22 protein-coding genes and 3 tRNA genes are annotated in these 25,313 nt (G+C 66.0%); 10 read left to right on the top strand and 15 right to left on the bottom strand.

Features of this window, described 5'->3' with window-relative positions:
• From ACCD11_RS11020 to ACCD11_RS11010, 3 genes are all read right to left on the bottom strand, one after another.
• Nucleotides 1-669, bottom strand: a complete 669-nt coding sequence (locus ACCD11_RS11020) for a GntR family transcriptional regulator (RefSeq protein WP_007829742.1) — start codon at nt 667-669, stop codon at nt 1-3.
• Nucleotides 670-788: 119 nt separating this feature from the next.
• Nucleotides 789-1,619 carry a prolipoprotein diacylglyceryl transferase gene (gene lgt, locus ACCD11_RS11015; RefSeq protein WP_042672845.1) on the bottom strand — a complete coding sequence of 277 codons (831 nt, stop codon included), beginning with the start codon at nt 1,617-1,619 and terminating at the stop codon, nt 789-791.
• Nucleotides 1,620-1,750: 131 nt separating this feature from the next.
• Nucleotides 1,751-2,710, bottom strand: coding sequence for a LysR family transcriptional regulator (locus ACCD11_RS11010; protein WP_413313868.1), 960 nt, complete (start codon nt 2,708-2,710; stop codon nt 1,751-1,753).
• 101 nt (nt 2,711-2,811) lie between these two features.
• Between ACCD11_RS11010 and ilvD the strand changes: the two genes are divergently transcribed.
• On the top strand, nt 2,812-4,506 hold the full coding sequence (gene ilvD / locus ACCD11_RS11005) for a dihydroxy-acid dehydratase (protein ID WP_413313867.1): 1,695 nt from the start codon (nt 2,812-2,814) through the stop codon (nt 4,504-4,506).
• 113 nt (nt 4,507-4,619) lie between these two features.
• Here the strand turns inward: ilvD and ACCD11_RS11000 are convergent, their stop codons facing one another.
• Nucleotides 4,620-4,871 (bottom strand): TIGR04438 family Trp-rich protein, encoded by a 252-nt coding sequence (locus ACCD11_RS11000; protein ID WP_007829747.1) that lies wholly within the window; start codon nt 4,869-4,871, stop codon nt 4,620-4,622.
• A 104-nt stretch (nt 4,872-4,975) separates the two neighbouring features.
• Between ACCD11_RS11000 and ACCD11_RS10995 the strand changes: the two genes are divergently transcribed.
• Nucleotides 4,976-5,290 carry a c-type cytochrome gene (locus ACCD11_RS10995; protein ID WP_413313866.1) on the top strand — a complete coding sequence of 105 codons (315 nt, stop codon included), beginning with the start codon at nt 4,976-4,978 and terminating at the stop codon, nt 5,288-5,290.
• 12 nt (nt 5,291-5,302) lie between these two features.
• Here ACCD11_RS10995 and ACCD11_RS10990 read toward each other — a convergent pair whose 3' ends face one another.
• Together ACCD11_RS10990 and acs are read right to left on the bottom strand one after the other, a co-directional pair.
• Nucleotides 5,303-5,803, bottom strand: a complete 501-nt coding sequence (locus ACCD11_RS10990) for a LapA family protein (RefSeq protein WP_413313865.1) — start codon at nt 5,801-5,803, stop codon at nt 5,303-5,305.
• A 148-nt stretch (nt 5,804-5,951) separates the two neighbouring features.
• Nucleotides 5,952-7,949: an acetate--CoA ligase gene (acs, locus tag ACCD11_RS10985; protein ID WP_413313864.1), complete on the bottom strand. Its 1,998-nt coding sequence runs from the start codon at nt 7,947-7,949 to the stop codon at nt 5,952-5,954.
• A gap of 146 nt (nt 7,950-8,095) precedes the next feature.
• Between acs and ACCD11_RS10980 the strand changes: the two genes are divergently transcribed.
• Nucleotides 8,096-8,731 carry a YqhA family protein gene (locus ACCD11_RS10980; RefSeq protein ID WP_007829761.1) on the top strand — a complete coding sequence of 212 codons (636 nt, stop codon included), beginning with the start codon at nt 8,096-8,098 and terminating at the stop codon, nt 8,729-8,731.
• Here ACCD11_RS10980 and ACCD11_RS10975 read toward each other — a convergent pair.
• The gene (locus ACCD11_RS10975; protein WP_042672848.1) at nt 8,728-9,636 is read right to left on the bottom strand and encodes a LysR family transcriptional regulator; all 909 of its coding nucleotides are present in this window, start codon (nt 9,634-9,636) and stop codon (nt 8,728-8,730) included. The two genes, ACCD11_RS10980 and ACCD11_RS10975, sit on opposite strands and share 4 nt — an antisense overlap.
• 114 nt (nt 9,637-9,750) lie before the next feature.
• On the opposite strand from ACCD11_RS10975, the gene ACCD11_RS10970 reads away from it, so the two are divergent.
• The gene (locus ACCD11_RS10970) at nt 9,751-10,368 is read left to right on the top strand and encodes an NAD(P)-dependent oxidoreductase (protein WP_413313863.1); all 618 of its coding nucleotides are present in this window, start codon (nt 9,751-9,753) and stop codon (nt 10,366-10,368) included.
• 120 nt (nt 10,369-10,488) lie between these two features.
• Here ACCD11_RS10970 and fumC read toward each other — a convergent pair whose 3' ends face one another.
• Nucleotides 10,489-11,886 carry a class II fumarate hydratase gene (fumC, locus tag ACCD11_RS10965; protein ID WP_007829767.1) on the bottom strand — a complete coding sequence of 466 codons (1,398 nt, stop codon included), beginning with the start codon at nt 11,884-11,886 and terminating at the stop codon, nt 10,489-10,491.
• Between the two features lie 498 nt (nt 11,887-12,384).
• Between fumC and proV the strand changes: the two genes are divergently transcribed.
• Genes proV through ACCD11_RS10935 form a run of 6 tightly spaced genes read left to right on the top strand, consistent with a single transcriptional unit; the run spans nt 12,385 to nt 19,090 of the window.
• Nucleotides 12,385-13,638, top strand: a complete 1,254-nt coding sequence (gene proV / locus ACCD11_RS10960; protein ID WP_413313862.1) for a glycine betaine/L-proline ABC transporter ATP-binding protein ProV — start codon at nt 12,385-12,387, stop codon at nt 13,636-13,638.
• Nucleotides 13,639-13,659: 21 nt separating this feature from the next.
• The gene (proW, locus tag ACCD11_RS10955; protein ID WP_413313861.1) at nt 13,660-14,820 is read left to right on the top strand and encodes a glycine betaine/L-proline ABC transporter permease ProW; all 1,161 of its coding nucleotides are present in this window, start codon (nt 13,660-13,662) and stop codon (nt 14,818-14,820) included.
• Between the two features lie 23 nt (nt 14,821-14,843).
• Nucleotides 14,844-15,848 carry a glycine betaine/L-proline ABC transporter substrate-binding protein ProX gene (gene proX, locus ACCD11_RS10950; RefSeq protein ID WP_413313860.1) on the top strand — a complete coding sequence of 335 codons (1,005 nt, stop codon included), beginning with the start codon at nt 14,844-14,846 and terminating at the stop codon, nt 15,846-15,848.
• 56 nt (nt 15,849-15,904) lie between these two features.
• Nucleotides 15,905-17,458 (top strand): fumarate hydratase, encoded by a 1,554-nt coding sequence (locus tag ACCD11_RS10945; protein WP_007829775.1) that lies wholly within the window; start codon nt 15,905-15,907, stop codon nt 17,456-17,458.
• 58 nt (nt 17,459-17,516) lie between these two features.
• Entirely contained in the window at nt 17,517-18,305 is a 789-nt protein-coding gene (gene murI, locus ACCD11_RS10940) for a glutamate racemase (RefSeq protein WP_413313859.1), read from the top strand.
• A 5-nt stretch (nt 18,306-18,310) separates the two neighbouring features.
• Nucleotides 18,311-19,090, top strand: coding sequence for a hypothetical protein (locus ACCD11_RS10935; RefSeq protein ID WP_007829777.1), 780 nt, complete (start codon nt 18,311-18,313; stop codon nt 19,088-19,090).
• A 6-nt stretch (nt 19,091-19,096) separates the two neighbouring features.
• On the opposite strand, the gene ACCD11_RS10930 is transcribed toward ACCD11_RS10935, so the two are convergent.
• From ACCD11_RS10930 to clpX, 7 genes are all read right to left on the bottom strand, one after another.
• The gene (locus ACCD11_RS10930; RefSeq protein ID WP_413313858.1) at nt 19,097-20,401 is read right to left on the bottom strand and encodes an MFS transporter; all 1,305 of its coding nucleotides are present in this window, start codon (nt 20,399-20,401) and stop codon (nt 19,097-19,099) included.
• Nucleotides 20,402-20,425: 24 nt separating this feature from the next.
• Nucleotides 20,426-21,058 (bottom strand): DUF6806 family protein, encoded by a 633-nt coding sequence (locus ACCD11_RS10925; RefSeq protein WP_007829779.1) that lies wholly within the window; start codon nt 21,056-21,058, stop codon nt 20,426-20,428.
• 20 nt (nt 21,059-21,078) lie between these two features.
• Nucleotides 21,079-21,170, bottom strand: a tRNA-Leu gene (locus ACCD11_RS10920).
• Between the two features lie 99 nt (nt 21,171-21,269).
• Nucleotides 21,270-21,343, bottom strand: a tRNA-Cys gene (locus ACCD11_RS10915).
• Nucleotides 21,344-21,406: 63 nt separating this feature from the next.
• A tRNA-Gly gene (locus ACCD11_RS10910) sits at nt 21,407-21,482 on the bottom strand.
• Between the two features lie 61 nt (nt 21,483-21,543).
• Nucleotides 21,544-23,985 carry an endopeptidase La gene (gene lon, locus ACCD11_RS10905; RefSeq protein ID WP_413313857.1) on the bottom strand — a complete coding sequence of 814 codons (2,442 nt, stop codon included), beginning with the start codon at nt 23,983-23,985 and terminating at the stop codon, nt 21,544-21,546.
• Nucleotides 23,986-24,008: 23 nt separating this feature from the next.
• On the bottom strand, nt 24,009-25,274 hold the full coding sequence (gene clpX, locus ACCD11_RS10900; protein WP_007829783.1) for an ATP-dependent Clp protease ATP-binding subunit ClpX: 1,266 nt from the start codon (nt 25,272-25,274) through the stop codon (nt 24,009-24,011).
• Nucleotides 25,275-25,313 lie beyond the last annotated feature (39 nt).

Below are 25,313 nucleotides of genomic sequence, written 5' to 3'. Positions count from 1 at the left end.
TCACGGCATTACCCTGGATTTCTGCTGGCGCGCGACTTCACGCAGCGCTTCGCGCTGGCGCGTCATGTGCGTGCGCATGGCGGCGTCTGCGCCTTCGCTGTCGCGCGCCTTGAGCGCCGCGAACACGGCCAGGTGCTCGGACAGGCTCTGGTCGAGCCGCCCCGGCGCATGCAGTTGCTGCAGCCGCGCGAGTTTGAGGATCTTGCGCAGGTCGCCGATCACCTGCGCCAGCCACTTGTTGTCGGCGAGCTTGATGATCGCCTCGTGAATGATGTGGTTGGTGGCGTAGTAGTCATTGATGCGGCGCGCCCTGGCGTGGCGCACCAGCCGCTCGTGCAGCGCATCGAGTTCGTTGAGCTCGGCGTCGCTGGCGTTGCGCGCGGCCTCGTAGGCACAGCGGCCCTCGAGCAGCGCGATGACGGGAAAGATCTCGTCGAGATCGCGTTCGGTCACCTCGTTGACGAAGCAGCCGCGCCGCGGCTCGTGCCGCAGCAGGCCCTCTGCGGTGAGCACCTTGAGTGCCTCGCGCAACGGGGTACGGGAAATTGAGAGCCGCTCGCACAGCGCCGCCTCGTCCACGAAGCTGCCGGGCGCCAGCGTGCCGTCGAAGATCTGCTCGCGCAGCGTGGCAGCGACTTCGTCGTGCAGGGAGTTGGGAACCAGGCGCATTGGAATAGCGTAATTTCCTGTAATTACGCGTAATTCTGAGCCCGCCGAACATTTGGCGCAAGAGCCGCGCACGCCCTGCGCGGCTGGGACTTACCCTGCAAGCTTCCGGCTGAACGAACTCACGCCTGCGCGGGGGCGGTCTTGTTGTTGGCGCGGCCGAACCAGAACCACAGTGCGATGCCGGCGATCACCATCGGCACGCTGAGCCATTGCCCCTGGCTCAGGTTCAGCGCGCGCAGGCCGAGGAAGTCGTCGGGCTCGCGAAAGTACTCGGCCACGAAGCGCAGCACGCCATAACCGATCAGGAACACCGCGGCCACCTGCCCCTGCTTGCGCTCCTTGCGCGCATAGAGCCACATCACCACGAAAAGCAACAGCCCCTCGAGCAGGAACTGGTAGACCTGCGAGGGATGGCGCGGCAGCATCGATCCGCTTTGCGGGAACACCATGCCCCAGGGCAGATCGGGGCTGCTGAAGCGGCCCCACAGTTCGCCGTTGATGAAGTTGCCCACGCGGCCGGCTGCAAGCCCGGTCGGCACGCAGGGCGAGACGAAGTCCATCACCTGCCAGAACGGGCGCGCACGCGAACGCGAGAACCAGACCATGGCACCGATCACGCCGAGCAGCCCGCCATGGAAGCTCATGCCCCCCTGCCACACGTAGAGGATTTCGAGCGGATGCGTCAGATAGAACTCGGGCTTGTAGAACAGGCAGTAGCCCAGCCGCCCGCCGACGATGACGCCCATCACGCCGAGAAAAAGAATGTCCTCGATGTCCTTGCGCTGCCACACCCCCGCGCCCACCAGCGAGCGGTACGGCTCGTGGTGCAGCCGGCGCGTGCCGAGAAAATAGAACAGCGCAAACGCGGCCAGGTAGGTCAGGCCGTACCAGTGGATGGCCACCGGCCCGAGCTGCAGGGCGATGGGATTGATCTGCGGATACATGAGCATCCGCAGATTGTGCCCGGAGCGAATGACTCGCCCCCAGGCTTCGCGCACTTCGTGTCGCTTCGCCCTCCCTGCCGGGGGCAACACCTGCGGCCCGGCAAAGCCGGTTCCGCGGTGTTCTGCGAATTTGCTGGTCAGCGAGCGGACCCTGCGCCCTGCTTGCCCCCCGCCGTGCGCTCGCGCACGAACGCCACGAACCGCGCCAGCGCCGGGTGCGCAGCCTGCGCCGGCCATACGAGGCTCGTCTCGCAAGCCGGCAGCGCCACGCGGCGCCGGCCCACGCCCTTGAATTCGCCGGCCTGCCGGTAGACGACGCCAGCGCGCCGGAACTGCATCACGCTGTGCGGCACCCAGGCCACGCCGATGCCACCCGACACGAGGTTGACGATGGTCTGCATCTGGATCGCCTCCTGTGCCACCTGGGGCACTCGGCCAGCTGCGTGATAGAGGTCGAACACCGCATCGTGCAGCGACGGCACGATGCGGCGCGGAAAGATCACCAGCGGCTCGGCCAGCACCTCCGCCAGCGGCACGGGCCGCGCGCGGGCGAGCCGGTGCTGCGCCGGCAGGGCCAGCACCAGCGCCTCTTCCTCCACCGGCAGGCGGGACAGGCCGGGCGGCGCCGCGCCGGGCGAATGCAGCATCAGCCCGGCATCGATCTCGCCGCGCGCAAAGGCTTCGAGCTGCACGTCGCCGGTGGCCTCGACCAGTTCGAGCGCGACCTCCGGGCACAGCACGCGGAACTCGCGCACCCAGGCCGGCAGCTGCTCGAAGCCGACCGTCGAGACGAAGGCGATGCGCACCCGCCCCACCTGCCCCGCCGCTGCCGCCCGTGCCCGCGCGGGAAGCGCCTGCGCGCGCGCCAGCAGCTCGCGCACGTCGGGCAGCAAGGCCTCGCCGGCGGGCGTGAGCGCCACGCGTCTTCGCGTGCGGTCGAACAGCACCACGCCCAGCGTCTTCTCGAGCTGGGCAATGGCCTGCGTCACCGGGGGCTGCGTCATGTGCAGCCGCAGCGCGGCGCGGCCGAAGTGCAGCTCCTCGGCCACGGCCACGAACTGCCGCCAGGCCCGCAGGTCGATCAGGGCTTCATTCATATGCCAAGCATATCAATCTGTGCTCGAAAATGGATTGGAACCAATCAATCAGAAGTCCGATACTTGGGTTCCCCCCGATCCCCCACGACAGAAGAGACACCATGGACACCAAGCCGATCCAGATCAACCGCCGCAGCGCCAACATCGTCGAAGGCAAGAGCCGCGCGCCCAACCGCTCCATGTTCTACGCCATGGGCTACGAGGAAGGCGACTTCAAGAAGCCGATGGTCGGCGTCGCCAACGGCCACAGCACCATCACGCCCTGCAACTCGGGCCTGCAGAAGCTGGCCGACGCTGCCATCGCCGGCATCGAGAAAGCCGGCGGCAACGCACAGGTGTTCGGCACGCCCACCATCTCCGACGGCATGGCCATGGGCACCGAGGGCATGAAGTACTCGCTGGTCAGCCGCGAAGTCATTTCCGACTGCATCGAAACCTGCGTCGGCGGCCAGTGGATGGACGGCGTGCTGGTGGTCGGCGGCTGCGACAAGAACATGCCCGGCGGCCTGATGGGCATGCTGCGCGCCAACGTGCCGGCCATCTACGTGTACGGCGGCACCATCCTCCCCGGTCGCTACAAGGGGCAAGACCTGAACATCGTGAGCGTGTTCGAGGCCGTGGGCCAGAACGCCGCGGGCAACATGAGCGACGAAGACCTGCACGAGATCGAGAAGCGCGCCATTCCCGGCACCGGCTCGTGCGGCGGCATGTACACGGCCAACACCATGTCCAGCGCCTTCGAGGCGCTGGGCATCTCGCTGCCCTACTCGTCGACCATGGCCAATCCGCACGATGAAAAAGCCAACTCGGCCAAGGAATCGGCCAAGGTGCTGATCGAAGCCATCAAGAAAGACCTGAAGCCGCGCGACATCGTGACCAAGAAGGCCATCGAGAACGCAGTGGCCGTGATCATGGCCACGGGCGGCTCGACCAATGCGGTGCTGCACTTCCTGGCGATCGCGCACGCGGCCGAGGTCGAATGGACCATCGACGACTTCGAGCGCATGCGCAAGAAGGTGCCGGTGCTGTGCGACCTGAAGCCATCGGGCAAATACCTCGCGGTCGACCTGCACCAGGCGGGCGGCATTCCGCAAGTGATGAAGGTGCTGCTGAACGCAGGCCTGCTGCACGGCGATTGCATCACCATCTCGGGCCAGACGATTGCCGAAGTGCTGAAGGACGTGCCCGATGTGCCGCGCGCCGACCAGGACGTGATCCGCCCGATCGACAAGCCGATGTACGACCAGGGCCACCTCGCCATCCTGAAGGGCAACCTCTCGCCCGAAGGCGCGGTCGCCAAGATCACCGGCCTGAAGAACCCCGTCATCACCGGCCCGGCGCGCGTGTTCGACGACGAGCAGTCAGCACTGCAGGCCATCCTGGCCGGCAAGATCGTGGCCGGCGACGTGATGGTGCTGCGCTACCTCGGCCCCAAGGGCGGCCCGGGCATGCCGGAAATGCTGGCACCCACGGGTGCGCTGATCGGCGCGGGCCTCGGCGAAAGCGTCGGCCTGATCACCGACGGCCGTTTCTCCGGCGGCACCTGGGGCATGGTGGTCGGCCATGTGGCGCCCGAAGCGGCCGCCGGCGGCACCATCGCCTTCGTGAACGAAGGCGACTCGATCACCATCGACGCGCACAAGCTGGTGCTCGAACTGAACGTGCCCGAAGCTGAGATCGCGAAGCGCCGCGAAGGCTGGAAGGCACCGGCACCGCGCTACACGCGCGGCGTGCAGGCGAAGTTCGCATTCAATGCGTCCAGCGCCAGTTCGGGCGCAGTGCTCGACAAGTTCTGATCGGGGCTATTGCGTGAAACACCGAGGAACCGGCTTCGCCGGGCCTCAGGTGTTGCCCCCGGCAGGGGGAAGGCGAAGTGGACACGAAGTGCCGCGCAGCCTGGGGGCAAGCCCTACTTCCGGCGCTGCCCGTTGCCGGTCTTCATGCCCATGTTGGTCTTCTGGCGATCGATGCGATCCTGCTTGCGCCGGTCTTCCCGCTCGATGACCCTGCGTTTGGTATAGCCCGACGAATCGGCCCAGGCCCACCATGCGACGGCCATTGCAAACGGGGACAGCACGATCCACCAGCTCCAGCCGGCGACCATGCCCACTTCCAAATACTTGAGGGCCAATCCAAGCAGGCCCAGCGCCAGAAACCACATCGCGAATCCCTCCGGGTTGTACTGGCACGCACCCGTACGACGTGCACGGCGCTACCTACAATCGCGTTGAGTCGAATGTAACTCAGCCCTTACGAAATACCCCCATGAAAAGAGTCTTGTTGTCGGCAGCCCTCGGCCTCGGCCTTGTCGGACTCGCCGCGCCCGCCTTCGCCGACCTCGCCCTGGCAACCTCGAAGAACTGCATGAGCTGCCACGCGGTCGAGCGCAAGGTGCTCGGCCCGGCATTCAAGGACGTGGCCGCCAAGTACAAGGACGACAAGGGTGCCGTCGACACTCTTGCCAGCAAGATCCTCAAGGGCGGCTCCGGCGTGTGGGGGCCGGTGCCGATGCCGGCGAACAACCAAGTCAGCGAAGCCGACGCCCGGAAGCTCGCAGCCTGGGTGCTGTCGACGAAGTAGGTTCCGGGGACATCACGCCTGCGGGTTGATGTCCGCCGGCAGCGGCCTGCGCTCGATGCGGTCTTCGAGTTGGCCGATGTGCGCGGCCACGGTGTTGTCGGTCTGGTCCGAGCGCAGGCGGATCGCGGTTTCGAGCTGCTCCAGGCGCGCCAGCATCGCCGCCTGCCGGTCGGCGTTCTGCGCCATGTGCTTGTTCTCCTGCGCCTCCAGGAAGTTGCGCAGTTCGGTGAAACGCGAGGCCTCGGCCTTGTCCGCAAGGTCGCGCTGGACCTGCATTTCCTTCGTGTGGCGTTTGGTTTCGATCAGCACCGAGCTGTGCAGGTACAGCACGTAGACGAGGAAGAAGGCCGCCAGCACCACCGTCAGGCCCAGCATGATCAGGCCCAGCGGCGCCGAGACGGTCATGAAACCCAGCCATACGTTGGTGGGTGCGGACAGCGTGCCCCAGTTCAGCGCGGCGAGCGCTGCGATGAACAGCACGATGACAAGAAGAAAAGCGGATCTCACGCCCATGGGGGCCTCCTTCGGAAAGATCGAACACATGGAAACCCGCGCGCTTCGAGGCGCGCGGTGATCCGATGGTTTTACCTCAGCGAAGAGCCCTGTTCGGCGCAAATGGCCGCATAAACGGCCACGTCCTACAGCACTAATGCACTGCTGGTCAGTTCGTCTGCGAGAGCTGCTCCAGAATGGCCGGATTCTCGAGCGTCGAGGTGTCCTGCGTGATCGCCTCGCCCTTGGCGATGCTGCGCAGCAGGCGCCGCATGATCTTGCCGCTGCGCGTCTTGGGCAGGTTGTCGCCGAAGCGGATGTCCTTGGGCTTGGCGATGGGACCGATCTCCTTGGCCACCCAGTTGCGCAGTTCGTTGGCGATCTGCTTGGCTTCCTCGCCGGTCGGGCGGGCACGTTTCAGCACGACGAAGGCGCACACGGCCTCGCCCGTCACGTCGTCGGGACGGCCGACCACCGCGGCTTCGGCCACGAGGTCGGTCTTGGACACGAGGGCCGACTCGATCTCCATCGTGCCCAGGCGGTGGCCCGACACGTTCAGCACGTCGTCGATGCGGCCCGTGATGCGGAAGTAGCCGCGGTCGGCGCTGCGCACCGCACCGTCGCCGGCCAAGTAGATGGTGCCGCCCATTTCCTCGGGGAAATAGCTCTTCTTGAAGCGCTCGGGATCGTTCCAGATGGTGCGGATCATCGAGGGCCACGGCCGCTTGATGACCAGCATGCCACCGGCGCCGTTGGGCAGGTCCTTGCCGGTCTCGTCGACGATGGCGGCCATGATGCCCGGCAGCGGCAGCGTGCACGAGCCCGGCACCAGCGGCGTGGCGCCCGGCAGCGGCGTGATCACATGGCCGCCGGTCTCGGTCTGCCAGAAGGTGTCGACGATCGGGCAGCGCTCGCCGCCGATATTGCGGTGGTACCACATCCAGGCTTCGGGATTGATGGGCTCACCGACCGAGCCGAGGATGCGCAGGCTCGTCAGGTCCCAGTTCTTCGGATGCACCTTCTCGTCGCCCTCGGCCGCCTTGATGAGCGAGCGGATCGCGGTGGGCGCCGTGTAGAACACCGACACCTTGTGCTTCTCGATCATCTGCCAGAAGCGGCCCGCATGCGGGAAGGTAGGAATGCCCTCGAACACCACCTGCGTGGCGCCGGCCGCGAGCGGGCCGTAGGCGACGTAGGTGTGGCCGGTGATCCAGCCGATGTCGGCGGTGCACCAGAACACGTCCTCGGGCTTGATGTCGAAGGTCCAGTCCATCGTGAGCCTGGCCCACAGCAGGTAGCCGCCAGTGGCGTGCTGCACGCCCTTGGGCTTGCCGGTGGAGCCCGAGGTGTAGAGGATGAAGAGCGGGTGTTCGGCGTTCACCGGCACCGGGGCGCATTCGGTGCCCTGCCCTTTCAGCGCCTCGGCAAAGGTCTTGTCGCGGCCCTCGACGCGCGTCCATGCGGTGGGCGTGCGCTCGTAGACGAACACGGTCTTGATCGATTCGCAACCGCCCAGCGCGATGCCGTCGTCCACGATGGCCTTGAGCGGCAGTTCCTTGCCGCCGCGCATCTGGTAGTTGGCCGTGATGACCGCCACCGCGCCCGCATCGATGATGCGCTCCTGCAGCGCCTTGGCCGAGAAGCCGCCGAACACCACGCTGTGGGTGGCGCCGATGCGCGCGCAGGCCTGCATGGCGATCACGCCCTCGACCGTCATCGGCATGTAGATGACGACGCGGTCGCCCTTCTGGATGCCCGCGGCCTTCAGCGCGTTGGCGAACTGGCTCACGCGGGCCAGCAGCTCCTTGTAGGTGACGTTGGTGACGGTGCCGTCGTCGGCTTCGAAGACGATGGCGGTCTTGTTCTCGACCGGGGTGCCCATGTGCCTGTCGAGGCAGTTGGCGCTGGCGTTGAGCTCGCCGTCGCCGAACCATTCGTAGAACGGGGCCTTCGATTCGTCCAGCGTCTTCGTGAAGGGCTTGGTCCATTGCAGGTTGCCCTTGGCCAGGCGGGTCCAGAACCCTTCGAAGTCCTCCTCGGCCTCCTTGCACAGGGCCTCGTAGGCGGCCATGCCGGAGATGCGGGCGCCTTCGGTGGCGCGGGCATCAGGGGGAAACACACGGTTCTCGACGAGGACGGATTCAATGTTCTTCGATGCGCTGCTCATGCTTTTTGTCTCCTGGAAGGTGCGGCCGTAATGTCGGTGGCCGCACTTACGGGTCACTGACGGGTTCGATGTTAGTTCGCAGGGTTATCACGAGTACGACACAGGGGCACACCTAGAATCCGCGGTCTTTCATCTCTCGCCCGCCAATGTCCGCTACCGATCCTTTCGACACCCGGAACCCGCCCGTACCAGCCCGTGGTTCGCCGCTGCGCCCCCTGCCCAAGCTGATTTTCGCGAGCCGCTGGCTGCAGTTGCCGCTCTACCTGGGCCTGATCGTGGCGCAGGCGGTGTACGTGGTGCACTTCCTGGTCGAGCTGCTGCACCTGGTCGAAGCCGCCTTCGGCAGCCAGGATGCGCTGCAGGCGCTGATCACCAGCATCGGCTACAAGACCACGGCGCCGGTGGGCACGCTCAACGAGACGGTGATCATGCTGGTGGTACTCGCGCTGATCGACGTGGTGATGATCTCGAACCTGCTGATCATGGTGATCGTGGGTGGCTACGAGACCTTCGTGAGCCGCATGGACCTCGAAGGCCACCGCGACCAGCCCGAATGGCTGAGCCACGTGAACGCCTCGGTGCTCAAGGTGAAGCTGGCCACCGCCATCATCGGCATCAGCTCGATCCACCTGCTGAAGACCTTCATCAACGCGGACAACTACACCGACCGCGTGCTGATCGCGCAGACCGCGATCCACATCGCCTTCCTGTTCTCGGCCATGGCCATCGCCTATACCGACAAGCTGATGAACGAAGCCGCAGCCGCCAACACGCACCACTAAGGCGTGTCCCAGGCCGGCGTTTCAGTGAAGCGCGCGGCCAGGAAATCGAGCATCGTGCGCAGCGTGGCCGGCATGTGCTTGCGCGAGGCATACACCGCGTACATGCCCACCACCTGCGGCTCGAAATCGCCGAAAAGCCGCACCAGTTCCCCTTCCTGCAGCAGTGGCGCCGCCAGATAGGTCGGCAGCATCGCGATGCCGGCCCCGGCCCGGGCCAGGCACATCAGGCTGGCTGCATCGTTGGCCGAGACATTGCCGCCCACGGCCACCGAGGCCGGCTCCCCCGTGCCCTTGCGCGTGAAATTCCAGAGGCTGCGCCCGAAGTACGAATGCGTGAGGCAATTGCGCTGCGCCAGCTCTTCCACGCGCAGCGGCTGGCCGTGCTCCTTCAGGTACGCCGGTGACGCGCACACGACCGAGCGGCAGTCGGTGAGCCGGCGCGCGATCAGGTTGGGGTCGATCTCCGCGGCCACGCGAATGGCCAGGTCGATGCGCTCGTCGACCAGGTTCACGGCCCTGTCGAGCAGCACCAGGTCGACAGCCACACCCGGGTAGAGCCGCACGTAGTCGGCCACCGCATCGGCCAGTTGCGCCTGCGCGAACGAGGTGCTGGCCGTGATGCGCAACTGCCCACGGGGCGCCTCGGCCGGATGCCGCACCGCGGCCTGCATGTCGCCGGTGAGCTCGAGCACCTGGCGGCAGCGCGGCAGCAGTTCTTCGCCAGCGGCTGTGAGGCTCAGCCGGCGCGTCGTGCGGTGCAGCAGGCGCGCACCGGTCCATTGCTCCAGCTCGGCCACGTAGCGCGTGACGACCGGCCGGGACAGGTCGAGCTTGTCGGCCGCGGCCGAAAGGCTGCCCGAATCGACCACGTTCACGAACACGCGCATTGCATTCAATCGGTCCATTCGAACGATTTTAGGAATAAACAAGCGCGCAAATCGAGGTATTTCTTTCGAAAACAGAAACCTAAGATACGGTTCATTCCATCCGATCCTTTCGATCTTTCACAGGAGTCCCTCATGAGCCACATCGCCATCATTGGTGCTACCGGACGCGCCGGCGGCCGCCTTCTCGAAGAAGCCCTGCGCCGCGGCCACACGGTCACTGCCATCGCGCGCAAGGCCAGCGCCAAGCTGGCGGGCCGCGCCAACGTGAAGGCCGTCGACCTCGACGTGCTCGACGGCGCCGCGCTCGAGAAAGCCCTGGCCGGCCATGACGCCGTGTTCAGCGCCGCGCACTTCTCCACCGTGCCGCCTGCGGCCATCATCGAACCCGTGAAGCGCGCGGGTGTGAAGCGCCTGCTGGTGGTCGGCGGCGCCGGCAGCCTGTTCGCGGCGCCCGGCCTGAAAGTGATCGATACGCCGAACTTCCCCGACGCCTACCGCGCCGAAGCCTCGGCCGGCGGCGTGTTTCTCGAGGCGCTGCGCAACGAGAAGGAACTCGACTGGACCTTCCTGTCGCCCTCCGCCGAGTTCGTCGAAGGCGAGCGCACCGGCAAGTTCCGCCTGGGCAAGGACGACCTGCTTGTGAGCGCCGAAGGCCGCAGCTGGATCACGTTCGAGGACTACGCAATCGCGTTGATCGACGAGCTCGAAAAGCCGGCGCACCCGCGCCAACGCTACACCATCGGGTATTGAAGCTCGCCCCCAGGCTGCGCGCACTTCGTGTCGCTTCGCCGACCCCCTACCGGGGGCGGGCCGGCCGCTTCGGGCGGCCGTGCGCGGCGGCCCCCGCGAGTGACGGCCCCCACCACGGCATCAGCGGCCGGTCATGTTCTCCGGCACCACCCACTGGTCGAACTGCTCGGCCGTGAGGTGGCCGGATGCAATTGCCGCCTCGCGCAGGCTCGTGCCTTCCTTGTGCGCCTTCTTCGCGATGTACGCCGACTTGTCGTAGCCGATGTGCGTGTTCAGCGCCGTCACCAACATCAGCGAGCGCTGCACCAGCTCCGTGATGCGTTCACGATTCGGCTCGATGCCCACGGCGCAGTGGTCGTTGAAGCTCACCATGCCGTCGGCCAGCAGGCGCACGCTCTGCAGGAAGTTGTGCGCCACCATCGGGCGGAACACGTTCAGTTCGAAGTTGCCCGAGGCGCCGCCGATGTTGATGGCCACGTCGTTGCCGAACACCTGTGCGGCGAGCATCGTGACGGCTTCGCTCTGGGTCGGGTTGACCTTGCCGGGCATGATCGACGAGCCGGGTTCGTTCTCCGGGATGCTCAGTTCGCCGATGCCGCTACGCGGGCCGCTGGCCAGCCAGCGCACGTCGTTGGCGATCTTGTTCATGCTGGCGGCCAGCGTCTTGAGCGCGCCGTGGGCGTGTACCAGCGCGTCGACGCTGGCCATGGCTTCGAACTTGTTCGGCGCGGTGACGAAAGGCAGGCCCGTGAGCTTGGCCAACTCGGCGGCCACCTTCTCGGCATAACCCTTGGGCGCATTGAGCCCGGTGCCGACGGCCGTGCCGCCCAGCGCCAGTTCGCACAGGTGCGGCAACGCGGCACGCACATGCGCCTCGCCGTGCGCCAGTTGCGCCACGTAGCCCGAGAACTCCTGGCCCAGCGTGAGGGGCGTGGCGTCCTGCAGGTGGGTGCGGCCGATCTTCACAATGTCGGCGAAATCCTTGGCCTTCTGGTCGAGCGTGCCGCGCAGCTTGGCGATGGCCGGCAGCAGCTTGTGCGTGATGGCCTCGACGGCGGCCACGTGCATTGCGGTGGGAAACACGTCGTTGCTCGACTGGCTGCGGTTGACGTCGTCGTTCGGGTGCACGAGGCGCCCTTCCCCGCGTTCGCCGCCGAGGATTTCGCTCGCCCGGTTGGCCAGCACCTCGTTGACGTTCATGTTGGTCTGCGTGCCCGAGCCGGTCTGCCAGACCACCAGCGGGAACTCGCCCGGGTGCTTGCCGGCGATGACTTCATCGGCCGCTGCCACGATGGCGTTCGTCTTCTTCTGGTCCTGCAGGCCCAGCGCGTGGTTGACGACGGCCGACGCGCGCTTCACCTGAGCCAGCGCCTTGATGATCTCGCGCGGCTGCTGCTCCCCGGAGATGTCGAAGTTCTGCAGCGAGCGCTGCGTCTGCGCACCCCACAGCTTGTCGGCCGGCACGTCGATCGGTCCAAAGGTATCGCGCTCGGCACGGGTCTTGGGGGAAGTCGTCATGGTGAAAAAGCTCCGCAGTCTTGGATGGTCGCGCCGCCTGATCGGGCGCGGGCCAAAGTATCGGCCAATAAGAATAGCTCGCATCTGACGGGGCCATTGGGCCGCCGACGACATTACGTTACGCCCGTTGGGTTGACTCGCGTCATGTCAAAAAGTTATAATCATGGGCTTCAGACGACCAACAAGTCATGTTGATCGGCCCTGCACTACTCGCGGATCTCCGAATCCCGTCGCGGTGCAAGGTTCTCCTCGCCGGGCCCTGCCCGGCAAACCGGCCGGATCGTTTCCGGCCCCACTGCCACGCCACCTTTCGGCGGGCACTGGTTTCGTCGCCACGTCGTCTTCAGTGCCTGTCGGCAGCCCCAGAGGCTCGCCGGGCCATTGCACGCGTTTTCCTCACGCGCTCTCTGTTCGGACAGTCCCATCGGCTGATGGCGTGACCGTTGCCGTCCTCCGGGGCGGTGCTGTGTCCAACCTTCACCCAAGGAGCCCCGGCATATGGCCAAAGGAATTCTCATCGACCATGTTTTCAAGGTGTTCGGCGACGCGCCCGGGCAGGCCCTGGAACTCGTGCGGCAAGGTTTCTCGAAGAAGGAAATCCTCGCCGAGACAGGCCAGTCGATCGGCGTGTTCGATGCCACCTTCGAGATCCAGGCCGGCGAGATCTTCGTGATCATGGGCCTCTCGGGATCGGGCAAGTCGACGCTGGTGCGCTTGTTGAACCGGTTGATCGAGCCGACCGCCGGCCGCATCGTGATCGATGGCGCCGACATCAACGAGCACTCCGACGCCAAGCTGCGCGCGCTGCGCCGCAAGGACATCAGCATGGTGTTCCAGTCGTTCGCGCTGATGCCGCACATGACGGTGCGCGAGAACACCGCCTTCGGCCTCGAACTGTCGGGCACGAGCAAGAAAGAGCGGCTCGCGCAGGCCGATCAGGCGCTCGCGCAAGTAGGCCTTGCAGGCTGGGGCGACAGCTATCCCGATGAGCTTTCCGGCGGCATGCAGCAGCGCGTGGGACTGGCGCGCGCGCTGGCCTCGGACCCGTCGATCCTGCTGATGGACGAGGCCTTCTCGGCGCTCGACCCGATCATCCGCACCGAGATGCAGTCGGAGCTGCTGCGACTGCAGAAGGAACAGCGCCGCACCATCGTCTTCATCTCGCACGACCTGGATGAAGCGATGCGCATCGGCGACCGCATCGCGATCATGAAGGACGGCCAGGTGATCCAGGTCGGCACGCCCGACGAGATCCTGCGCAGCCCCGCCGACGATTACGTGCGCAGCTTCGTGCGCGGCGTGGATGCGGCGGCGGTGTTCAAGGCGGCGGACATCGCGCGCAAGTCGCTCACCGTCGTGTGCGAGCACCCCGAGCGCGGTGCGCGCGCGGCGCTCAAGGTGCTGGAAGACCAGGACCGCGACTTCGCCTACGTGACCAGCCCGAACAGGCGCTTCCTCGGCGTGGTGTCGGCGGACACGCTGCGCAGCGCGCTCGATGGGCATTCGGGTCCGCTGGGGCTGCGGCACGCGTTCCTCGACGACCTGCCGCGCATCGACGCCGAAGCCCCCGTGGCGGGCCTGATCGGCCAGCTCGCGCAGGCACCGTGCGCGCTGCCGGTGGTGGCCAGCGACGGCCGCTTCTGCGGTGCGATCAGCAAGACGACGCTGCTCAAGTTCCTCGACCGCGACACGCCGCCGATCGAGCCCGTCTTGCCCAACGCCGCCCCCGCGCTCGCCGCCGAGCCGCACTGAATTCACGGAGGACCTTGAACGATGAACGACAACACACTTCCTTCCGACCTGGGCACGCCGATGCTGGACACGCCCGCAGCCCCCACCTTCGTCGATCCGTGGGAAGCACTCTCGGCCGCGCCCGACACCTCTGCCACCAGCGCCTGGCTCGATACCCCCGTCGACACGGCCCCCCAGCTGGCCGGATCGGCCAATGCCGCGACTGACGGCTTCCAGCTGCACCGCCTCTGGGACGGTTCCTTGCCCGTCGAATCCTGGATCAACCATGGCCTCGGCTGGGTGGTGGAGCATTTCCGTCCCTTCTTCCAGACCGTGCGCCTGCCCATCGACAGCACGCTGAACTGGGTCCAGGGCCTGCTCACCGGCTTGCCCACGCTGGCGATGATCGCGTTGATCGGCCTCTTCGCCTGGCAATTCGCCGGCCGCGCGCTGGCCGTCGGCACCACGGTCGCGCTGCTGCTCGTGGCGATGCTGGGCATCTGGCCCGAAGCCATGGTAACGCTGTCGCTGGTGCTGACCTCGCTCGTGTTCTGCATGTTCATCGGCTTGCCGCTGGGCGTGCTGCTGGCCAGCAGCGACCGGGCCCAGCGCCTCATGCGCCCGCTGCTCGACGCCATGCAGACCACGCCAGCATTCGTGTACCTCGTGCCGGTGGTGATGCTGTTCGGCATCGGCAACGTGCCGGGCGTGATCGTGACGATCATCTTCGCGCTGGCGCCGCTGGTGCGCCTGACCAGCCTGGGCCTGCGCCAGGTGCGGCCCGACCTGATCGAAGCCGCGCGCGCCTACGGCGCTTCGCCATGGCAGATGCTGGTGAAGGTGCAACTGCCGTTGGCCATGCCGTCGATCATGGCGGGCATCAACCAGGCGCTGATGCTGTCGCTGTCGATGGTGGTGATCGCCTCGATGATCGCCGTGGGCGGCCTGGGCCAGATGGTGCTGCGTGGCATCGGCCGGCTCGACATGGGCCTGGCGACGGTCGGCGGCCTGGGCATCGTGCTGCTGGCGATTTCGCTCGACCGGCTGACGCAGGCGATGGGCAAGTCGCGCCGCAGCGCGGGTCGCCGCTGGTGGCACACCGGGCCGGCCGGCTTCTCGCTGCGCGTGCTGCAGCGCTTGCTGGGCACGCCGTCGCGCGGTGCGAACGCGCCTGTTCCCGCCTTGTCCACGCAAGCGCAATGACCCGCCACGGAGGAATTCAACGCATGAAGAAAACCACTTTCATCGCACGCAGCTTTCTGGCCCTCGGCTTCGTCGCCTTCGGCATGGCCGCGCAAGCCGCCAACGACCTCCCCGGCAAGGGTGTGACCGTGCAGCCGCTCAAGAGCTCGCTCGCCGAAGAGGCGTTCCAGACGCTGCTGGTGATGCGCGCGCTCGAAAAGCTCGGCTACACGGTCGAGCCCATGAAAGACCTGGAGCCCGCCACCGAACACCTCGCCATCGCCAACGGCGACGCCACCTTCATGGCCAACCACTGGAGCCTGCTGCACGCCGACTTCTACAAGAACAGCGGCGGCGACGCCAAGCTGTGGCGCAGGGGCGTGTACTCCGACGGCGCGGTGCAGGGCTACCTGATCGACCGCAAGACAGCCGAGCAATACAACATCACCAACATCGCGCAGCTCAAGGACCCGGCCATTGCGAAGCTGTTCGACACAGACGGCGACGGCCGTGCCGACCTGACAGGCTGCAACCCCGGCTGGGGCTGCGAACTCGCGATCGAAAAACACCTGACGGCCTACCAGCTGCGCGACACCGTCACGCACAAGCAGGGCAGCTATGCCGCGCTGATGGCCGACACCATCGCCCGCTTCAGGCAGGACAAGCCGGTGCTGTACTACACCTGGACGCCCTACTGGGTGAGCGCCGTGCTGCGTCCGGGCGCGGACGTGGTGTGGCTGCAGGTGCCGTCCTCTTCGTCGCAGGGCGACGGCGCCGACACGCGGTTGCCCAACGGCAAGAACTACGGCTTCCAGGCCAACCAGGAGCAGATCGTCGCCAACCGGGCTTTCGTCGAGAAGAACCCCGCGGCCGGCAGGCTGTTCGAGGTGATGAAGCTGCCGATCGGCGACATCAATGCCCAGAACCTGCGCATGAGCCAGGGCGCCAATACCCAGCAAGACCTGGAGCGGCACACCGATGGTTGGATCAAGGCGCATCGGCCACTGTTCGACGGCTGGATCGAGGAAGCCCGGGCGGCGGCAAGGTAGGCGCGCCGGCTGAGATAATCGGGGGGCGTTCCACACTCCAAAAAACACCCCCCACCATGACGACCACGATCCAGCAGGCCGACCTGATCGAATCGATCAGCGCCGCGCTGCAGTACATCAGCTACTACCACCCCGCCGACTACATCGCCCATTTGGCCCGCGCCTACGAGCGCGAGCAGAGCCCCGCGGCCAAGGACGCCATCGCGCAGATCCTGACCAACAGCAAGATGAGCGCCACGGGCCACCGCCCGATCTGCCAGGACACCGGCATCGTCAACGTGTTCCTCAAGGTGGGCATGGACGTGCGCTGGGGCGGCTTCACCGGCAGCCTGGACGACGCCATCAACGAAGGCGTGCGCCGCGGCTACAACCACCCCGACAACACGCTGCGCGCCTCGGTCGTGGCCGATCCGCAGTTCGACCGCAAGAACACCAAGGACAACACGCCCGCGGTGATCTTCACCGAGATCGTTCCCGGCAACACCGTCGAAGTGACGGTCGCGGCCAAGGGCGGCGGCAGCGAGAACAAGAGCAAGCTGGTCATGCTGAACCCCGGCGACAGCGTGGTCGACTGGGTGCTCAAGACCGTGCCGACCATGGGCGCCGGCTGGTGCCCGCCGGGCATGCTGGGCATCGGCATCGGCGGCACGGCCGAGAAGGCCGCGCTGATGGCCAAGGAAAGCCTGATGGACGACCTCGACATGCACGAGCTGCAGGCCAAGAAGAAGTCGGGCGCCGAACTCAGCAAGGTCGAGGCGCTGCGCATCGAGCTGTACGAGAAGGTCAACGCGCTGGGCATCGGCGCGCAGGGCCTGGGCGGCCTGGCCACCGTGCTCGACGTCAAGATCCAGATGTACCCGACGCACGCGGCCAGCAAGCCAGTGGCGATGATCCCCAACTGCGCGGCCACCCGCCATGCACACTTCGTGATGGACGGCAGCGGCCCGGTGTACCTCGATCCGCCGTCGCTCGACCTGTGGCCCAACGTCAACTGGGCACCCGACGAAAAGAAGAGCAAGCGCGTCGACCTCGACAAGCTCACGCCCGCCGAAGTGGCCAGCTGGAAGCCCGGCGACACCCTGCTGCTCAACGGCAAGATGCTCACCGGCCGCGATGCCGCGCACAAGCGCATCCAGGACATGCTGGCCAAGGGCGAGAAGCTGCCGGTGGACTTCACCAACCGCGTCATCTACTACGTCGGCCCGGTCGATCCGGTCGGCGATGAAGCCGTGGGCCCCGCCGGCCCCACCACCGCCACGCGCATGGACGGCTTCACCGAGATGATGCTGGCCCAGACCGGCCTGATCGCGATGATCGGCAAGGCCGAGCGCGGCCCCGTCGCCATCGAGGCGATCAAGAAGCACAAGAGCGCCTACCTCATGGCTGTGGGCGGCGCCGCCTACCTCGTGAGCAAGGCCATCAAGACCGCCAAGGTAGTGGGCTTCGCCGACCTGGGCATGGAAGCGATCTATGAATTCGACGTGGTCGACATGCCCGTGACGGTGGCGGTCGATGCCGGCGGCACCAGCGCGCACATCACCGGCCCTGCCGAGTGGCAGAAGCGCATCGCCAGCGGCGAGTTCAAGACCATCATGATGGAAGAAGCTTGAGCGCCGCTCGGCCGCCCGAAGGCGCTCGCACCGCAGTGCGCAGCACGGAGGTTTCCGAGTGACCGCTGTAGGCGTCTTCGACAGCGGGGTCGGCGGCCTCAGCGTGCTGGCCGCGCTGAGGGCCGAACTGCCGCAAGAGAACTTCGTCTACTTTGCCGATACGGCCTATGCGCCGTACGGCGAGCGCGGGGACGCCTACGTGATCGAGCGCTCGCGCTCGGTGGTCGAGCATCTGCGGCGCGAGCATGCAATCAAGGCGCTCGTGGTGGCTTGCAACACAGCCACCACGGCCGCCATCCACTTGCTTCGGGCCGAGCATCCCGACCTGCCCATCGTGGGGCTGGAGCCCGGCCTCAAGCCCGCGGTGTCGGCCAGCCGCACCGGACGCGTGTCGGTGATGGCCACGCGAGGCACCCTGGCCAGTGCCAAGTACGCGGCCCTGCGCGCTTCGTTCGCCGGATCGGCAGACGTACGCTCCGTGCCGTGCGACGGGCTCGTGAAGGCCATCGAAGGCTTCGACGCTGCGGGTATCGCGGCGCTGTGCGAGCGCTACATGAAAGAGGCCGGGCCTTTCGGCGACGGCCCCGATGGCGTCGACACCGTGGTGCTGGGCTGCACCCACTACCCGCTCGTGAAAGACGAATTGAGCCGGCATGCACCGGCGACGCTGCGCTTCATCGACACCGGCGTGCCGGTCGCGCAGCAGGCGCGGCGCCTGCTCGCGTCGGCAGGCCGACTCGCGGATGGCGGCGTCGGCAGCCTGCTGCTGCAAAGCAGCGGCAACGTCGCCGTGCTCGAAGCGGCGGCCGCCCGCTGGCTCGGGCTTCCCACGGCCACCGAAGCCTGACCTCGATGCGCCTGCTGCGCCACGCCGCTCTACTCTTCTGCCTCTCGGCCGCCGGGCTGAGCCACGCGGCCTGCGAAAGCGGACTGGCCGAGCGCATGCATGCCAAGCTGCATCCCCACCGGCCGCTCGACGAGCGGCTCGCGGCCTGCAAGGTCTGGCCGGCTTTTCCGGGGCGCAGCATCGTCGTGCTGCCCATGCCGCGCGAAACGACCGACCACGGCGCCAAGGTCTTCGATCTCGAGATCCTGCTGATCCAGCGCCCCGACAACGGCAACACCGAACGCGACACCGTCATCGCCCGGCTCCTCCAGCCCGAGGCGCTCGACGAGGACGCCACCACCTCGATCCAGGACATCCGCATCGACACCTCGCGCTACGTGCTGTCGCCCGAGGCCCGCGCCTTCGGCCTGCGCGTGCGCTACCGCGGCAGCAACGCGCCCGGCAGCCCGCTGGCCAGCGAAACCGTGCGGCTCTACGTGCACCATGGCAAGCAGTTGCGCGAGGTTCTGCAGGAGATCGAGCTGGACCACGACCATGGTGGATGGGACGCCACCTGCACCGGCCACTTCGACAAGCTGCGCACCATGTTGTCCGTCGGCAAGGGCAGCAGCAACGGCCTTGCCGACCTGCAGCTGTCGCGTACGCTGCTGCAGAGCCGCGCGCAGGAGCAGGAAGACCAGGGCTGCGTGGAAAAGGCATTGCCCCCGAAATTCAACACCGTCACGCTGCGCTACGACGGCGAACGTTTCAAGGTGCCGAAGTCGCTTCGCCAGCAGGTGCCCTGAACGCCTTCAGGCCGGGCTGCGAAGAGCGGCAGCGCGGCCCCGCTCCATGCGGATTGGCAACAGGAGCAGCAACCCCGCCACGAACAGCACCGCCGTCGAGAGAATCGCGATGCGCTGGTTGCCGCCCGTCATCCAGGTGATCGCGCCGAAGCTCAGCGGACCGATGATGCTGGCGAGCCGGGTCGCGAAGGTCCAGAGCCCGAAGAACTCCGCGAGCTGCTTCGGCGGCGCCAGATAGCCCGTCATGGCACGGCCGGCCGACTGGCTCGATCCCATGGCCAGCCCCGCAATGGCGGCCGCCCACCAGAAGCCGCCCTTGGTCGTCACCAAGGCGGCGATCACGCAGACCGCGATCCAGGCGACCAGCGTGGCGGCCAGCGAAATCTTGTGGCCGATGCGGTCCTGGATGTAGCCGAAGCCGAAGGCGCCCAGCGCCGCCGCGATGTTGAGCACGAAGATCAGCACCATGGTCTCGCTCGCGACGAAGCCGATCACCTGCTCCGCGTAGATCGCAGCAAGCGTGATGGCGACCGCCACGCCGCCCTGGTAGCAGACCGTGCAGGCCAGCAGCCACATGAAGTCGCGATAGGCCCTGGCCTGGCGGTATGTGGCGCGCAGTTGCTGCCATGCACCGAGTTCGGCATCTGCAGTTCGAGGCTGCGCACGTTCGGGCAACAGCACGAAGGTGGCACAGGCGGCCGCGCCGTAGATGGCTGCCGTGATGAGCATCGTGACCGGGACGAAGTGCGCCGCCGGCAAGCCCTTCGATTGCGACCACAGCACATAGGCCAGGCAGATGCCCAGGGCCAGCATGCCGCCGACATAGCCGAAGGCCCAGCCCCACCCGCTCACCTTGCCCATGCCCTCGGCCGTGGCGAGTTCGGGCAGGAAGGCACCCGTGAGGGACTCGCCATAGGAATAGAAGGCGTTGGAAACGATCACCAGCCCCATCGCCAGCGCAACGCCGAAAGCACCCGAGAAGCCGGGCGTGATTGCAAGCGCTGCCGTTGCGAGGACGCAGCCGACGGTCGCGAAGACGAGCACCCGCTTCTTGGCCGCGCGCAAGTCGGCCCAGGCGCCGATGGCCGGCATCGTGAGCATCACGATGGCATAGGAGACGCTGAGCGCGGCCGTCCATGCGAAGGCGGCCCAGGGCGCGCCCCTGGCGATGCCGCCCACAAAGTAGGCCGCAAACACTGCCGTGATGACGACCGTGGTGTAGCCCGAATTGGCGAAGTCGTACATCGCCCAGCCGAACACCTCGCGCTTGCGTACCCCTGGGCGCAGCGCGGAGGCGGGAAACAGGGCCACGAGGCCTTGTCTATGAAGAACGGATCAATGCAGGTGGCGCGGACGGCGGCCGCCGCCGTGGCCACCGCCGCTGCCGGGACCGCCCGTGCCGCGCGGACGCTTGCCGATCTCGAGCGAGTTCACGAGCGCGTCGAAACGGTCGCTGAAGAGGCGGTCGATCTCGGAGACCACGCCACCCAGTTCGGCGCCGTCGAAGTGGCGCTCCATGAGATTGACGACGTCTTCCACCAGCAGATCGCGCTGCACCTGCATGATTGCTGCCGGGTTCGGGCCGACGAACAGCATCAGAAAGTCGTCGCGCGATTCTTCCTCGGGGTCGCCCTCTTCCTCGTCGAAGTCGGTGTCGTAGAAGGTGACCTCGATGGCCGCACCGCGCTCGGAGAGCTCGTTCAGGGCCATGCACATCTCGTCGAGGGCCTGGCGGAAGTCTTCATCGCCGGGCACGGTCCAGCACATCTGCAGCGTGTGGTCCTTCTGCTCGAAGCGGATGCCGGGCTCTTCTTCGTAGGTGCTGGTGGCACCGTCGGCCAGCGATTTGGCGCCGGCGTACTTCCAGAGGGGCTTGAGCGCCTCCTGGATCTGGTCGAAGGTCACGTCCGAACGCAGCGGCACGTCGCCGTGCACATGGATCTCAAATGGAGCGTTGTAGCGAGGCATCGAATGCTCCCTTGTAAGTGTGGTACCCGGAACGGGGGTCGAACCCGTATGCCCCGATTAAGGAAGCGGCGGATTTTAAGTCCGATGTGTCTACCAATTTCACCATCCGGGCGTCAGGTTGAACATCGACGATAACCCAAACAAAACAAGCCCCGGCAACATGGGTTGGCGGGGCTTGGTCGTCGGGGTCGAATCGAGTTGAACGAGAAGGTGGAGGCGCGACCCGGAGTCGAACCGGGCTAGACGGATTTGCAATCCGTTGCATAACCGCTTTGCTATCGCGCCACGCAGAAATACGAAATCGACCTAGCGAAAAAAAGGGAAGCTGCTGCTTCCCTTTTTCAAAACTGGAGCGGGAAAAGAGTCTCGAACTCTCGACCTCAACCTTGGCAAGGTTGCGCTCTACCAACTGAGCTATTCCCGCGTTTCGAGCCTCGAATTATATATCAGTTTTTCGAGGCTCCACAAGTTTTGCGATCAACCAGTCAGTGCTTGACCGAACCTTCCGCGGCGGGTGCCGCCGCGCGCTGCTTGGCCAGTTCGGCCACGGCAGCAGCAGATGCAGCCACCTCTTCGTCGGACAGCGGCTCGGGCATCTTCTCGAGCGCGATCTCGAGGACCTTGTCGATCCACTTCACGGGCACGATCTCGAGGCCGTTCTTCACGTTCTCTGGGATGTCCTGCAGGTCCTTGGCGTTTTCCTCCGGGATCAGCACGGTCTTGATGCCACCGCGCAGTGCCGCCAGCAGCTTTTCCTTCAGGCCGCCGATGGCGGTGACCTCGCCGCGCAGCGTGATCTCGCCGGTCATCGCGACGTCGCCGCGCACGGGGATGCCCGTGAGCGCCGACACGAAGGCCGTCGTCATCGCCGCGCCCGCGCTCGGGCCGTCCTTCGGCGTCGCGCCATCTGGCACGTGGATATGGATGTCGCGCTTCTCGAACACCTCGTCCTTGATGCCCAGGCGGCGCGAGCGGCTGCGCACCACGGTGCGCGCAGCCTCGACCGATTCCTTCATCACGTCGCCCAGCGAACCGGTACGGCTGATCACACCCTTGCCGGGCATGGTCACGGCCTCGATCGTCAGCAGGTCGCCGCCGACTTCGGTCCACGCAAGGCCGACCACCTGGCCGACCTGGTTCTGCTTCTCCGCGAGGCCGAAGCTGTACTTGCGCACGCCGAGAAACTCGTTGAGGTTCTTGCCGTCGACCGTGACCTTGGGCGTGAGTTGCTTGAGCAGCAGGCCCTTCACCACCTTGCGGCAGATCTTGGACAGTTCGCGCTCGAGCGAACGCACGCCAGCTTCACGTGTGTAGTAGCGCACGATGTCGCGCACGGCCTCTTCGGTGACGAAGAGCTCGTCGTCCTTCACGCCGTTGTTCTTCATCTGCTTGGGCAGCAGGTACTTGATCGCGATGTTGGTCTTCTCGTCCTCGGTATAGCCCGAGAGGCGGATGACCTCCATGCGGTCGAGCAGCGCCGGCGGGATGTTCATCGAGTTCGAGGTAGCGACGAACATCACGTCGCTCAGGTCGAAGTCGACTTCCACATAGTGGTCGCCGAAGGTGTGGTTCTGCTCGGGGTCGAGCACCTCGAGCAGCGCGCTCGACGGGTCGCCGCGGAAGTCGGTGCCCAGCTTGTCGATTTCGTCGAGCAGGAACAGCGGATTGCGCGTGCCGATCTTGCTCAGGCCCTGCAGCACCTTGCCCGGCAGCGCGCCGATGTAGGTGCGGCGGTGGCCGCGGATCTCGGCTTCGTCGCGCATGCCGCCCAGCGCCATTCGGGTGTACTTGCGGCCAGTCGCTTTCGCGATCGACTGCCCCAGCGAGGTCTTACCGACACCCGGTGGGCCCACGAGGCACAGGATGGGTGCCTTCACCTTGTCTACGCGCTGCTGCACCGCGAGATATTCAAGGATGCGATCCTTGACCTTCTCGAGGCCATAGTGGTCGGCATTGAGCACCGCCTCGGCATTGGCGAGGTCGTGCTTGATCTTGGTCTTCTTGCTCCAGGGCAGGCCGATCAGCACGTCGATGTAGTTGCGCACCACGGTGGCTTCGGCCGACATGGGCGACATGAGCTTGAGCTTCTTGAGCTCGCCCTCGGCCTTCTTCAGGCCTTCCTTGGACATCTTGGCGAGCTTGATCTTCTTCTCGATCTCCTCGATGTCCGCGCCCTCTTCGCCTTCGCCGAGCTCCTTCTGGATGGCCTTGACCTGCTCGTTGAGGTAGAAGTCGCGCTGGTTCTTCTCCATCTGGCGCTTCACGCGACCACGGATCTTCTTGTCGACGTTGAGGATGTCGACCTCGCGCTCGAGCTGCCCGAACAGATTCTCCAGGCGTGCCTTGACGTCGTCGAGGTCAAGCACGGCCTGCTTGTTGTCGAGCTTGAGCGGCAGATGGGCGGCGATGGTGTCCGCGAGGCGGCCCGGATCGTCGATGCTCGAAATCGAAGTGAGGATCTCGGGCGGGATCTTCTTGTTCAGCTTGACGTACTGGTCGAACTGCTGCATCACCGCGCGGCGCAGCGCCTCGACCTCGGTGCCCTTCTCGCCGCCTTCGGGCGCCACGACGGGCGTCACGTTGGCCGAGAAGTGCGTCTCGCCGTCATCGATGCGGTTCACGCGTGCGCGCTGCTGGCCTTCGACCAGCACCTTCACGGTGCCGTCGGGCAGCTTGAGCATCTGCAGGATGGTCGAGACGCAGCCGACTTCGAACATGTCCTCGACCGAGGGCTCGTCCTTGGCGGCGGCCTTCTGCGCCACCAGCATGATGCGGCGCTCCGCCTCCATGGCAAGTTCGAGTGCCTTGATGCTCTTGGGGCGTCCCACGAAGAGCGGGATCACCATGTGGGGAAACACCACGACGTCGCGCAGCGGCAGCAGCGGCAGGTCGAGGGCTTCGGAAGGCAGAGGGGTGTGGCCAGACATGCAGATCCTTCGGGTCTTTGGCTTTAGGCCTTTTTCGCCGCTTCGCGGTACACGAGCAGCGGGGGCTTGTTTTCGTCGATGGTCGATTCCTCGACCACCACCTTGTCGACATTGGTCGCGTTCGGCAATTCGAACATGGTGTCGATCAGCGACTGTTCAAGGATCGAGCGCAGGCCGCGTGCGCCGGTCTTGCGGGCCAGCGCCTTGCGTGCGATCGCCTTGAGCGCCGCCGGACGGATCTCCAGATCCACGCCTTCCATCTGCAGCAGCTTGGTGAACTGCTTCACCACCGCGTTCTTCGGCTCGGTCAGGATCTGGACCAGCGCGTCCTCGCTGAGTTCCGCGAGCGATGCGACCACGGGCATCCGGCCCACCAGTTCGGGAATCAGGCCGAACTTGATCAGGTCTTCAGGCTCGACTTCGCGGAACACCTCGGTGATGCTGCGCTGGGCCTTGCTCTTGACCGCGGCGCCGAAGCCGATACCCGAGGCCTCGGTGCGGTTTTCGATGACTTTCTCCAGGCCCGCGAACGCACCGCCGCAGATGAACAGGATGTTGGTCGTGTCGATCTGCAGGAAGTCCTGGTTCGGGTGCTTGCGCCCGCCTTGCGGCGGCACGCTGGCCATCGTGCCTTCGATGAGCTTGAGCAGCGCCTGCTGCACGCCCTCGCCCGACACGTCGCGCGTGATCGAGGGGTTGTCGGACTTGCGCGAGATCTTGTCGATCTCGTCGATGTAGACGATGCCGCGCTGGGCGCGCTCGACCTCGTAGTTGCAGCTCTGCAGCAGCTTCTGGATGATGTTCTCGACGTCCTCGCCCACGTAGCCGGCTTCGGTCAGCGTGGTGGCGTCGGCCATCACGAAAGGCACGTCGAGCATGCGCGCGAGCGTCTGCGCCAGCAGCGTCTTGCCCGAGCCCGTAGGGCCGATCAGCAGGATGTTGCTCTTGCTGAGCTCCACGTCGTCGCCCTTGGCCTTTTCCTTGTGGCGCAAGCGCTTGTAGTGGTTGTAGACGGCCACCGACAGCATGCGCTTGGCCGGCTCCTGGCCGATCACGTAGTTGTCGAGGTTGGTCTTGATCTCGAGCGGCGTCGGCAGGTCGCTGCGTGCTTCACGCGCTTCTTCGCCCGCGGGGAGCTCGTCGCGGATGATCTCGTTGCAAAGGTCGATGCACTCGTCGCAGATGAAGACCGAAGGGCCCGCGATCAGCTTCTTGACCTCGTGCTGGCTCTTGCCGCAGAACGAGCAATAAAGCGTTTTTTCGCTGGAGGAGCCTTTTTTATCGGCCATGGACTTTTGCCTCGTTACAGGGTAGGGACAATGATAACT

The organism is Variovorax sp. Varisp36, from assembly GCF_047304235.1.
GTDB lineage: Bacteria > Pseudomonadota > Gammaproteobacteria > Burkholderiales > Burkholderiaceae_C > Variovorax.
The sequence above is the reverse complement of the archived record's forward strand: the minus strand, read 5'-3'. Positions and strand labels throughout refer to the sequence as shown.